This window comes from Acinetobacter sp. HY1485, from assembly GCF_027568475.1.
GTDB lineage: Bacteria > Pseudomonadota > Gammaproteobacteria > Pseudomonadales > Moraxellaceae > Acinetobacter.
The window spans coordinates 49,526-61,449 of sequence record NZ_JANKZG010000005.1 but is presented as its reverse complement, the minus strand read 5'-3'; the positions used below and the strand labels follow the sequence as shown (position 1 = coordinate 61,449).

Here is an 11,924-nt window from a genome sequence, read left to right as displayed (position 1 = left end):
ACACTTAGCCCTTTAAAAATTCAGCCTGTATTAGAATATTTTGCAAATGAATACACAACGTGCACAATTAATACAAGCATGGTTAGAAGCCGTGCTTCGTTCAGACCAATTTGAAATCAACTATTTAGCAGGAGATGCAAGCTTCCGCCGCTATGCGCGCGTTACTCAAAATAATAAATCATTTATGCTCATGGATGCACCTCCTGAACAAGAAGATTGTGTGCCTTTTGTGAGTATTGATGAGTTTTTAGACCAAAAAGGCGTACGTGTTCCACATATTGTGGCAAAAGATTTAGCGCTTGGCTTTTTGTTGCTTGAAGATTTTGGTGATGTAATGCTAAGCCATTTACTAACAACAGACACGGTGGATGAATACTATACCCAAGCATTTAACCAATTAATCCAATTACAAAACATTGATGGCGGTCAACAACTTCCTATTTATTCGTATGAAAAATTAATATCAGAGATGGAATTGCTCACACAGTGGTTTTTCCCATCATTGAATATTGACTTAGCACAAAATGAACAGGCTGTAGTGCAAAAAACGTTTGAGATTTTAGCAGCTAATGCAGTTCAACAACCGCAAGTAATTGTACATCGTGATTTTCATAGTCGTAATTTGATGCAACTAAAAAATGAAAAACAGTTAGGTATCATTGATTTTCAAGATGCCGTCATTGGTGCAGATACATACGATTTAATTTCAATTACGCGTGATGCTTATGTGCAGTGGGAACCAACACAAGTAGAAGCTTGGTTTAAAGAATTTTATGCACTGTTACCACCACAAAAAGATCGTACATTTGAGCAGTTTAAACGTGATGCTGATTTCATGGCAATGCAACGTCACATTAAAATTTTAGGCATTTTTGTACGTTTATTTGAGCGCGATGGAAAAGATGGTTATTTAAAAGATTTACCACGTGTGATGTGGTATGTGCTCAATCAAGCAAAAGATTATACAGAACTTCAACCATTTATTGAGTTTATGCAAGCACGAGTGATGCCAAACTTTACACAAAAGTATGGGAGCTATGCTGTATGAAAGCGATGATTTTGGCAGCAGGGCTAGGAAATCGTATGCGTCCGTTAACGCTACATACCCCTAAACCATTGCTAGAAGTGGGAAATAAACCGCTTATTGTATGGCATATTGAAAACCTGAAAAGAATTGGTGTTACCCAAATTGTAATTAATACGGCTTGGCTTGCAGAAAAGCTTGTGGATTATTTGGGTAATGGCAAGCAGTGGGGTGTCGAAATTTTATGGTCGCATGAAAAGGAGGGATTAGAAACGGCAGGTGGAATTATTAATGCATTGCCGTTATTAGGAACTGCTCCTTTTATTTTGGTGAATGGTGATGTATGGACAACATACAATTTTGAACCTTTGCTCACGCATCAGCTTAACGATGATTTAGCGCATTTGATTTTAGTGCAAAACCCACCTCAGCATACTCAAGGTGATTTTACGCTTAATGGTGGTCGCCTTAGTACTTTTGAGCAACAACAAACAGGTGAGGCATTAACTTATAGTGGTATTGCGCTCATTTCGCCTCAAATGTTTAAAGGTTTATCACACGGCAAACAACCACTTGCTCCGTTACTCAAACAAGCAATGCAACAGGGAAAAATCAGTGGTGAAAAAATGACAGCATCTTGGGTAGATGTTGGTACACCTGAACGATTACAAGCGTTAGATCAAATGCTTAAATGAGTAGATAAAATACTGCGCTTTTGAATATAAATGGTTATACTTCGCTTTAAATTGCAAAAATGAGTTTAATTATATGCATCTTTTTTTTCAGGAATTAAAAAAAGGCGCTCAAGCGCTGGGACTTCAACTCAGTGATGAGTCACTTAATTTATTATTGAAATATCAAGATGCATTAGTGCTTTGGAATAAAGCATATAACCTTACTGCAATCCGTGATCCTAAAGAAATGTTAGTTAAACATTTACTAGATAGCCTTAGTATTTTAAATGACCTACCAAAAGGGCGGTTACTTGATATTGGAACAGGCGGTGGCATGCCAGGTATGATCATTGCTTTGTGCCAACCTGAACGTGAATGTGTTCTTTTGGATTCTAATGGTAAAAAAATTCGATTCTTAAAACAGTTTATTGCAGATCTGAAACTTAAAAATGTAGTTGCCGTTCAGACACGCGTTGAAGATACTGATGCCATTGAAAAACTCGGTAAATTTGATGTGATTACCAGTCGTGCATTTGCTTCACTTATTGATTTTGTTGATGCATCACAACCGTATATGCATGACTCTAGTATTATTTGTGCCATGAAGGGTGTTGTGCCTGAAGAAGAAATGGCAACACTTTCACAGTTTGACCAACAAACGATTGCATTACGTGTACCAAGATTAGATGAACAACGCCATTTAATTATGCTTAAAAATAAATAAAATAGGATTAAATCATGGCTCATATTATTGCAGTTGCAAATCAAAAAGGTGGTGTAGGTAAAACAACAACCGCTGTTAATCTTGCAGCATCTTTAGCTCATCTAGAGCAACGTGTTTTACTTATTGATATGGATCCACAAGGTAATGCAACCATGGGTTCGGGTGTTCAAAAGAATGATTTGCTTTATTCTGTAACAGACGTACTTCTAGGTGAAGCACCGATTGAAACTGCATTGATGCAAACAGAAGTGGGTTATAGCGTATTAGGTGCTAACCGTGACCTAGCAGGCGTTGAACTTGCGATTGCAGAGCAAGAAAAACGTGAATTTATTTTAAAAAATGCGTTACAGGCTGTAAGTCACCAATTTGATTATATTATTGTCGATTGTGCACCTAGTTTAAGTTTGATTACTGTTAATGCAATGACAGCAGTTGATGGTGTAATTATTCCAATGCAATGTGAATATTATGCACTTGAAGGGTTGGCAGATTTAACACAAACCATTGACCGTATACAAGAAGGGCTTAATCCAAACCTCAGCATTATTGGTGTACTTCGTACAATGTATGACGGACGTAATGCGCTTACACGTGATGTTTCGGCTGAATTACAAGAATACTTTGGATCAAAACTTTATAATACGTTCATTCCAAGAAATGTACGTCTTGCAGAAGCACCAGCCCATGGTGTCCCTGTGTTGTATTTTGAAAAAAGATCAAAAGGTGCAAAAGCATATATTGAGCTTGCACAAGAAATTATTCAAAAAAATAAAGGGTAACATCATGGCAGTAAAAAAGCGTGGATTGGCAAAAGGGCGTGGTTTAGATGCACTATTGGGTTCAATTCAAAAAGAAAAATTAAAAATAGAAGAACAAGCACAGGATCAAGGTCAACTTAAAAATATTGATGTTCAGCTTTTAAAGCGTGGAACATATCAGCCGCGCCGTGTTATCCGTGAAGAAGATTTAAAAGACCTGTCGGCATCTATTAAAAAACATGGGGTAATGCAGCCTATTGTGATTCGTCCTGTTACAAATGACGAAGCACATCCTTATGAAATTATTGCAGGTGAGCGTCGTTGGCGAGCAGCACAATTAGCAGGCTTGACTCAAATTCCTGCGATTGTGCGCTCATTAAATGATCAAGTTGCAATTGCTTTAGCTTTAATTGAGAACATTCAACGTCAAGATTTAAACCCAATTGATCAGGCACTTGCTTTACAGCGTTTTAATGAAGAATTTGGTTTGAGCCATCAAGAAATTGCAGATACGGTGGGTAAAGCGCGCACTACAATTAGTAATTTATTACGTTTGTTAACATTAGATGATGCTGTTAAAGATCTGATGCAAGAGGGTGTATTAGACATGGGGCATGCCCGTGCCATACTCACTTTAAAAACTAAAGAACAGCAAACCATTGCAAACTTAGTGGTTGAAAAAAGTTTATCTGTACGTCAAACAGAGCAATTAGTCAGAGACTTAAATACGCCAAAATCAGAAAAAGTAAAAATACAACCTGCACCTGATGTGCAACAGCTTACCCAAAGGCTCTCTGAACGCTTTAATGCAGATGTAAAGATTGATTATAATGCGCAAGGCAAAGGTAAATTAGTGATTCACTATCACTCTTTAGATGAACTAGATGGCATTTTAGATATTTGTTTAGCGGATTAATACCGTATTTGGGGTAGTAGAGTATGTGGGAACTGTTTAAAGCAGGTGGCTGGTTAATGCTACCTTTGTTTTTATGTTCTATTTTAACAGTTGCAATTATGATTGAGCGTTTTATACGCCTTAGACATCCGTTAATTTTTCCAAAAAAACTAAAAGTAACCTCTAAAAGTACACCTGAAATGATTCAGAAAAGTTTACAAGCAGATGCTAAATTAGCACAAAGTCCGCTTGGGCAAATTCTGACAACAGGCTTAGAGAATCGTCACGAATCAGATCAATTTGCACGTGCACAAATGGAAGCTACTGCAACTATAGAAATTAAAGAGCTAGAGCGTTATATCAATTTCTTAGGAACAATGAGTGCAGTTTCGCCTTTATTAGGGCTGCTTGGTACGGTCGTTGGTATTATTGAATCATTTTTGATGGTAGATATGGGGTCTGCTGCAAGCCCAACTTTGATGATTCCAGGTATTTCTAAAGCATTAATTGCAACTGCTATGGGAATGGTAGTCGCAATCCCAGCATTAGTCGCATATCGCTATTTTCAACGGTTGGTACAAGAATATATTGGGGAACTTGAGCAGCAAGCAACCTTGTTTCATGCACAACTCTTTTACAAACGTAAAGGATAATGTATGAAATTCAGAAGGACTCAAGTCGAAGATATTCATATTAATTTAACGCCTCTCATTGATTGTTTATTGTTTGTCTTAGTTTTTTTATTGTTATCTACCACCTTTTATCAGCAAAGCCGAATCAACTTAACCTTGCCTGATGCACAAGGGGTACCACCGAAACAATACGATCAAAAAATTGAGGTTATGATAGACTCAGGTGGGCATTATTTGGTAAATGGGCAGGCACTTTCAACACAAGATGCTGCTGATTTATCTACGGCAATCAAGCAAGCATCGAATGGTCGCCATGATTTAATGTTTGTAATTGCTGCCGATGCTAAAGCAACACATCAAAATGTTATCCGTGTGATGGATATTGCAGGGCAACTTGGCTTTGTGAATATCAATATTAGTACTAAAGTACCAACCCGAGGTTATTCGTGAAACAAGACTTTCAGATTTATTTTCGCTTATTGGCTTATTTAAAACCGTATTGGGGGTATGCTGTACTCGTATTCATTGGTTTTGCACTAAGCGCGAGTACCGAAGTCTCTATTGCAAAACTTCTCGAATTTATTATTAATGCGATTCAACATCAAAACCATAGCGAAACTTCTTTGTTTCCTTTTTTGGTTGTGCTACTAATTTTAGTACGTGGTGTTGGTTCATTTTTAGGTGATTATTATTCAGCTGTGATTTCACGAAATTTAATTTTTAGTATTCGTGAACAAGTATTTTCTAAATTATTGCGTTTACCACCAAACTATTATTTAGAAAATTCAAGTGGACATATTACCTCTAAAGTATTGTTTAATATTCAACAGCTGACAGCAGCATCATCCGAGTCTGTACAAATTATTGTTAAAGAAGGTTTGATTACGCTAGGTTTGTTGAGCTATTTGGTTTATCAAAACTGGCGTTTAAGTCTTATTATTTTGGTATTTGGCCCTTTAATTGGATTTGTTGTACGTAAAGCGGCAAAGCGTATGCGTAAGCTTTCTACACAAGTACAAGATACTATGGGAGATGTCAATCATGTTGTACAAGAGTCTATTTTAGGGCAAACCGTTGTTAAAGGCTTTGGTGGTCAAAAACTTGAAGAAGAGCGCTTGTATCGCTATTCACAAGAAAATTTAAAACGTGGTTTAAAGCTTTTAGTTGTAAATGTATTAAATACGCCTGTGGTACAGCTGATTATGGCGATTGCAATGGCAATTATTATGTGGATTGCATTACAACCGAAAGTTTTAGGAGGTACATCTGCCGCTGAGTTTATTGCTTTTATTACTGCTGCAGGTATGTTAAGTAAGCCTATTAAAAACTTAACGACTGTTAATGAAAAATTACAGCGTGGGCTAGCAGCAGCACATTCCGTATTTGAGTTATTAGATTTACCAGAAGAAAAAAATACAGGTACATTAAAACCAACACTTCATGGTAATGTGAGGTTTGATAATGTGAATTTGGTTTATCCCGATGGTTCACATGCCATTCATGACTTTAATTTAAATATTAAGGCAGGGCAAACGGTTGCACTTGTAGGGCGTTCGGGGGCAGGAAAAACCTCACTTGTTAACTTATTAGTACGTTTCCAAGAAATTCACTCGGGTACTATTGAGTTAGATCAGCACAATATTTCTGATATAGAGCTTAACAATTTGCGTGGTCAAATTGCGATGGTCAATCAGCAGGTCTTTTTATTTGACCGTACAGTTAAAGATAATATTGCATATGGTTTACTCCAAGGGGCATCAGATCAAGACATTATTGCAGCAGCAAAAGCAGCTTACGCGCATGACTTTATTATGGCTTTACCACAAGGTTATGACACTGTATTAGGTGCACAAGGTTTAAACCTATCAGGTGGACAGCGCCAACGTATTGCAATTGCACGTGCTATATTAAAAAATGCGCCAATTTTGATTTTAGATGAAGCAACAAGTGCTTTGGATAACGAATCAGAACATTTCATTCAAAAAGCATTTGAACAAGCAATGCAAGAACGTACGACTATTGTGATTGCGCACCGTTTATCAACCATTGAAAATGCCGATATTATTGTCGTAATGGATCGGGGACGTATTGTAGAGCAAGGTACGCATCAAGAACTAATTGCGTTACAAGGTGCTTATTATCAATTACACCAACGTAATTTTGAGGAATAATAATGGATCTTGCACACATCATACAAAATGCGTGGAATTCACAGGCAAAGTGGCTAAAATTATTACGTCCTTTATCATTTTTGTATGGTGTAGCTTTTAACTACAAGAAGCAACAATATTTATCAGGCAAGAAACCAATTTATACTGCTCCGATTCCTGTTATGGTGGTGGGTAATATTACGATTGGGGGAAGTGGTAAAACCCCTTTATTAATTGCGCTTGTTAAGTATCTTCAAATGCACAAGATTAAAGTGGGTGTAATTAGCCGTGGTTACGGTGGTAAAGGTCCATTTCCTACATTGGTAGCAGGTAAAACCGTTTTACAAGTCGGTGATGAGCCTGCGCTGATTGTACAAAAGACACAAGTGCCAATGGCGGTTGGGGCAAATCGTCAAGAAGCTATTGAATTATTACTCAATCATTATCAACTAGATTTAATTTTAAGTGATGATGGTTTACAACATTGGGCATTAGCACGCCAAATAGAATGGATTGTATTAGATACACAGCGTGGTTTGGGAAATCAGCGCTTACTTCCTGAAGGTTTTTTAAGAGAACCTATCAGTAAGCTTAAAAACAGTACTGTAATTGAGCATAATCCAAAGAGTACAGCATCCTTAAATATGCATTTGGCTTTAGGTCAACCGTATTTATTGCATCAAGGTACAGATAAGTTTAATCCACTTGAATATTTCCATGTGGTCGTTGGCATTGGTTACCCTGAACGTTTTTATAAAAGTTTGAATATTTTGGGTTTAAAAAATTTGATCAAGCATGAATTTGAAGATCATCATACTTATACGTCTCAAGATATTTCTTTTAATGATGACTTGCCTATTATTACGACTGAAAAAGATGCAGTGAAGTTAAAAGATTTACACTGTAAGCATAAAGTTTGGGTCTTACCCGTTGATGCAATTTTGTCAGATGCTTGTTATACGCATCTACAACAACAATTATCTAGGTTTTTAGTATGAAACACATCGTTATTCCTGCTCGTTTTGCAAGTTCGAGATTGCCAGGTAAACCACTACTTAAAATTCATGAGCGTGAAATGATTTTACGTGTGGTTGATCAAGCAAAAAAAGTTGATGGATTCGATAGTTTATGTGTTGCAACGGATAATGAGCAAATTGCTCAAATTTGCCATAATGAAAACATTGATGTGGTGTTAACGCGTGATGATCATCCATCAGGTACAGATCGACTAAGTGAAGTTGCAAAAATTAAAGGTTGGTCTGCACAAGATATTATTGTAAATGTACAAGGTGATGAGCCATTACTTCCTGCCCAATTAGTTAAACAAGTTGCATCTTTGTTAGAGCAGAAACAGCAATGTTCTATGGCAACACTATGCGAGCCCATTCATACAATAGATGAGTTTAAGCGTGATAGCATTGTGAAAGTCGTGATGTCACAACATAATGAAGCTTTATATTTTAGCCGTGCGAGTATTCCTTACGCGCGTGATTGTCAAAATCAGCATCATCAAGCATTTCGTCATTTAGGGCTTTATGCGTATCGAGTACAACTGCTACAAGAATACGTGACATGGCAACAGGGGCATTTAGAACAACTTGAATCTTTAGAGCAATTGCGTGTGTTAGAAAATGGGCACCGAATTGCAATTGATGTTGCAGTGGTAAGTTTGCCACCGGGTGTTGATACTCAACAAGATTTAGATCGTTTAAATGCATTGGATAAATCGGTATTTGAATGACATTTTTCAAACTGAATGACGTCTATCCTTGGCAAAAAACACCTTGGCAACAACTTACAAATCGTTTTCCTGATATAGCGCATGGATTATTATTTTTTGGTAAAAACGGCTGCGGTAAATTAGATTTTACTTCCCATTTTGTTGCTTGGGTTTTATGTTTAGATAAACAACCTCAGCAAGCATGTGGGCAATGCTCAAGCTGTTTATGGTTAAAATCTAATACACATCCTAATTATTTACACATTACAGTTGATGAAGAAAAGAAAACTCAACCTAGCATCAAAATTGATAAAATTAGAGAGTTACAACCTTTTATTCAACAAACAGGCGAGGGTTGGCGCGTTGTTGTGATAGAACCTGCCGATCGTTTAAATACGGCAGCAGCAAATGCACTGCTTAAAACACTTGAAGAGCCAGGTGATCGTACTATTTTAATTTTAGTGACGGAGCATTTTTTAAAACTACCAGCCACAATTCGTAGCCGACTACAGCGTTATGCGTTAGATCGCATGACTTATCAGCAAGCCTATTCATATGTAAAAAAACAATTGTCTGATGATGCGCAAGTAGATTTAAAACTTGCATTGGGTAATGGTATGCCATTACAGGCACTTAAAGAGCATGTATGGTTGACGCATCGGCAAGAATTTTTAGAAGATTGGATAAAAATTGTAAAGCACAAAGATACGCCCATGAAGTATGCCACTAAATGGACAAAAACACTGAGTTTTTATGATTTTCAAACGATGCTTGAATATTTGTTAGCAGATATTATTTGTGTCAAACTACAACAGCATATCAAAAACACAGATTTAGATTTTTCAGAAATTGTTCGTTTTTATTCTTTAGAACAACTATTTCATCTTCATGAACAGGTACAAAAAAATAAGCAATTAAATAGACAGAATGTCCAAACCAATTTAATGCTTGATCAGTTGTTTACTTTGTTTATGAATATTAACGGAGAGTAAGTGATGCAACCACAAATGGGCGGAATTATCCAACTTAATATTCCAGATCGTAATGTGCTACAAGCAAGTTATATGCCCTTTGTTACAGGTGGTGGTTTGTTTATTCCATCTAAACTTGATGTCAAGTTAGGTGAGGAGCGTTTTGTGATTGCAACCTTGCCTGAGCAAGCACAAAAAATTCCACTGACAGGAAAAGTAATTTGGATTAATGCACGTGCAACGGGAACAAAGCCACAAGGTTTTGCCATTCAACTTACAGGTGAAAAAGGTGCATATTATCGTGCAGAGGCTGAAAAATTGCTTGCAGGAAGTATGTCTTCTACGCGTCCACGTTATACCATTTAATTGAGGTAGTTGTGTTTACAGATACTCATTGCCATTTAACAATGCTTGATTTAACACCATATGATGGATGTTTAAATAAAGCATTAGATGAGGCACGTAAAGCAGGTGTAACTAAATTTATGGGAATTTCTGTAGATTTAGATGACTATCTTGCTTTATCAAAAATTGCATCACTACATCATGATGTTGGATATAGTGTAGGCGTTCATCCTTGTGAAGACCCAAGTGTTATGGCACGTGCAACAACGGAATATTTAGTTGAACTTGCACAGTCTGATAAAGTGTGGGCGCTTGGTGAAACGGGCTTAGATTATTACCATAGCCAAGATTTTGTAAAAGAACAAAAGGACTGTTTTGCACGGCATATTCATGCTTCAAAGCAAGTAAAGAAACCTGTTGTGGTACATACACGTTCAGCTAAGCAAGATACACTTGAGATTATTCGTGCAGAAAAATCAACACATGGTATTTTGCATTGTTTTACAGAAGATCTAGATACAGCGAAAGCCGTACTTGATTGTGGTTACTATATTTCTTTTTCAGGTATTGTCTCATTTAAGAATGCGCAAGATCTTCGTGATGTAGCAAAACAAGTTCCATTAGATCGACTTCTTATCGAAACAGATAGTCCGTATTTGGCGCCTGTACCTTATCGTGGTAAGTCTAATGAGCCAAAATATGTTCCTCATGTTGCTGCAGCTTTAGCAGCTTTATATGGCTGTAGTGTAGAAAAACTAGGTAAAATAACATCAGAAAATTTTGAGCGCTTATTAAAAGAGGCTTAACTTTGAATCAGTTTCATCAGCGTGAACAACAAATTTTAGATATGACTGCATGTTTATTGTTAGAACATGGTGAAACTGAGTTAACTTTAGATATGGTTGCACAGGCGTTAGATATTGCAAAAGGTACCATCTATAAGCATTTCAAAAGTAAAAATGAACTTTATCTTAATCTATTGATTAAAAACCAATTGCATTTTTTAGCTTTACTTGAAGCACAATCCAATACGCCGTTTGACCAATATGTCAGTTATTTCGTCGGTTATCATTTGGATCAACCCGAACGTACTGTTTTATTTCATTTTTTAGAAGAAAAATTATCACAACAAAATGGATTACAGCAACAATTTGCAACGTTGTATCAAATTAGAAGAAAAAGTTTAAAAGTTTTAATTCCAATAGCTGAAGCGCATTTACACTATGCCAATAGCAAACTTACGCCTCGCGATTATTTAGCATCGCTTTGGGCATTGACTTATGGTGCTGCACTTTTGCTTAACTCAAGTTTTTATCAACGTTATTTAGGCTCTCGTCATACGCTTAAACAGCGTTATATCCAACAAGCCTTACAAATTCCTTCACTTGCTTTATAATAAAGGCATCTCCTAAATTATGACAAGCATATGTTAATTCGTAAGCTATTTAAGTTTGAAAATGCACATATTGTACGTAATTGTACGTCAGATCGTTGTAAGCGTTCTATTCATGGGCATAGCTATAAAATTGAATTATTACTCAAAGCAAATAAATTAGATCATGGACAGATGGTTTATGATTTTGGATTACTCAAAGGGGTAATCAAAGACTTATTTGATAGTTTTGATCATGCGATTTGTTTTTGGAATCAAGATAGCGCCGACTATACAAAAGCATGTCAAAAATTTAGCGCACGTTGGATAAGTTTGCCTGTTTCTCCATCTGCTGAGCAATTCTCGCGTATTTTCTTTTTCCTAGCACAACAGGTATTACATTCAACTCAAACACAAAATGGCGAAGGTGATGTTGAGGTGTACTCTGTGATTGTGCATGAAACAGAAACAGGTTATGCCCAAAGTTTTGTGGAGGATATTGAAAATTTACAAATGGGTGAGTTAAGTTTAGATAGCATTGTGTTTTCAGAGCAAATTCAATCGGAATGGAGCAATCCACAGATGTATGAATATTTAAAAGAAGGGAAAATGTTCCAAAATCCATCTGTTGAACTTCAAGTTAAATTATAGAGAATACA

At 36.6% G+C, this 11,924-nt stretch carries 15 protein-coding genes; all 15 read left to right on the top strand.

Features of this window, described 5'->3' with window-relative positions; translation table 11 throughout:
- Window positions 1-46: 46 nt before the first annotated feature.
- The 15 genes from PCI70_RS07070 (at window position 47) to PCI70_RS07000 (ending at window position 11,916) form a co-directional block, all read left to right on the top strand.
- Window positions 47-1,048 carry an aminoglycoside phosphotransferase family protein gene (locus PCI70_RS07070; RefSeq protein WP_269914626.1) on the top strand — a complete coding sequence of 334 codons (1,002 nt, stop codon included), beginning with the start codon at window positions 47-49 and terminating at the stop codon, window positions 1,046-1,048.
- Window positions 1,045-1,719 carry an N-acetylmuramate alpha-1-phosphate uridylyltransferase MurU gene (gene murU / locus PCI70_RS07065; RefSeq protein ID WP_269914625.1) on the top strand — a complete coding sequence of 225 codons (675 nt, stop codon included), beginning with the start codon at window positions 1,045-1,047 and terminating at the stop codon, window positions 1,717-1,719. Before PCI70_RS07070 ends, murU begins: the two co-directional genes overlap by 4 nt.
- A gap of 73 nt (window positions 1,720-1,792) precedes the next feature.
- Window positions 1,793-2,422: a 16S rRNA (guanine(527)-N(7))-methyltransferase RsmG gene (rsmG, locus tag PCI70_RS07060; protein WP_269914624.1), complete on the top strand. Its 630-nt coding sequence runs from the start codon at window positions 1,793-1,795 to the stop codon at window positions 2,420-2,422.
- A 14-nt stretch (window positions 2,423-2,436) separates the two neighbouring features.
- Window positions 2,437-3,201, top strand: a complete 765-nt coding sequence (locus PCI70_RS07055; RefSeq protein ID WP_269914623.1) for a ParA family protein — start codon at window positions 2,437-2,439, stop codon at window positions 3,199-3,201.
- A gap of 4 nt (window positions 3,202-3,205) precedes the next feature.
- On the top strand, window positions 3,206-4,096 hold the full coding sequence (locus PCI70_RS07050) for a ParB/RepB/Spo0J family partition protein (RefSeq protein WP_269914622.1): 891 nt from the start codon (window positions 3,206-3,208) through the stop codon (window positions 4,094-4,096).
- A 23-nt stretch (window positions 4,097-4,119) separates the two neighbouring features.
- Window positions 4,120-4,728 carry a MotA/TolQ/ExbB proton channel family protein gene (locus PCI70_RS07045; RefSeq protein ID WP_269914621.1) on the top strand — a complete coding sequence of 203 codons (609 nt, stop codon included), beginning with the start codon at window positions 4,120-4,122 and terminating at the stop codon, window positions 4,726-4,728.
- Between the two features lie 3 nt (window positions 4,729-4,731).
- A complete protein-coding gene (locus PCI70_RS07040) occupies window positions 4,732-5,157 on the top strand; it encodes an ExbD/TolR family protein (RefSeq protein WP_269914620.1) in 426 nt (141 codons plus the stop codon).
- Complete coding sequence (gene msbA / locus PCI70_RS07035) at window positions 5,154-6,878, top strand: lipid A export permease/ATP-binding protein MsbA (protein ID WP_269914619.1); 1,725 nt, start codon at window positions 5,154-5,156, stop codon at window positions 6,876-6,878. Before PCI70_RS07040 ends, msbA begins: the two co-directional genes overlap by 4 nt.
- A 2-nt stretch (window positions 6,879-6,880) precedes the next feature.
- Window positions 6,881-7,855, top strand: a complete 975-nt coding sequence (gene lpxK / locus PCI70_RS07030) for a tetraacyldisaccharide 4'-kinase (RefSeq protein WP_269914618.1) — start codon at window positions 6,881-6,883, stop codon at window positions 7,853-7,855.
- The gene (kdsB, locus tag PCI70_RS07025; RefSeq protein WP_269914617.1) at window positions 7,852-8,598 is read left to right on the top strand and encodes a 3-deoxy-manno-octulosonate cytidylyltransferase; all 747 of its coding nucleotides are present in this window, start codon (window positions 7,852-7,854) and stop codon (window positions 8,596-8,598) included. The genes lpxK and kdsB overlap by 4 nt, the downstream gene beginning before the upstream one ends.
- Window positions 8,595-9,569, top strand: coding sequence for a DNA polymerase III subunit delta' (locus PCI70_RS07020; protein WP_269914616.1), 975 nt, complete (start codon window positions 8,595-8,597; stop codon window positions 9,567-9,569). The genes kdsB and PCI70_RS07020 overlap by 4 nt, the downstream gene beginning before the upstream one ends.
- Before the next feature lie 3 nt (window positions 9,570-9,572).
- Window positions 9,573-9,914 (top strand): PilZ domain-containing protein, encoded by a 342-nt coding sequence (locus PCI70_RS07015; protein WP_269914832.1) that lies wholly within the window; start codon window positions 9,573-9,575, stop codon window positions 9,912-9,914.
- 11 nt (window positions 9,915-9,925) lie between these two features.
- Window positions 9,926-10,699 carry a TatD family hydrolase gene (locus PCI70_RS07010; protein ID WP_269914615.1) on the top strand — a complete coding sequence of 258 codons (774 nt, stop codon included), beginning with the start codon at window positions 9,926-9,928 and terminating at the stop codon, window positions 10,697-10,699.
- A gap of 41 nt (window positions 10,700-10,740) precedes the next feature.
- Window positions 10,741-11,289, top strand: a complete 549-nt coding sequence (locus tag PCI70_RS07005) for a TetR/AcrR family transcriptional regulator (RefSeq protein ID WP_269914831.1) — start codon at window positions 10,741-10,743, stop codon at window positions 11,287-11,289.
- Window positions 11,290-11,319: 30 nt separating this feature from the next.
- Window positions 11,320-11,916, top strand: coding sequence for a 6-pyruvoyl trahydropterin synthase family protein (locus PCI70_RS07000; protein ID WP_269914614.1), 597 nt, complete (start codon window positions 11,320-11,322; stop codon window positions 11,914-11,916).
- Window positions 11,917-11,924: the final 8 nt, after the last annotated feature.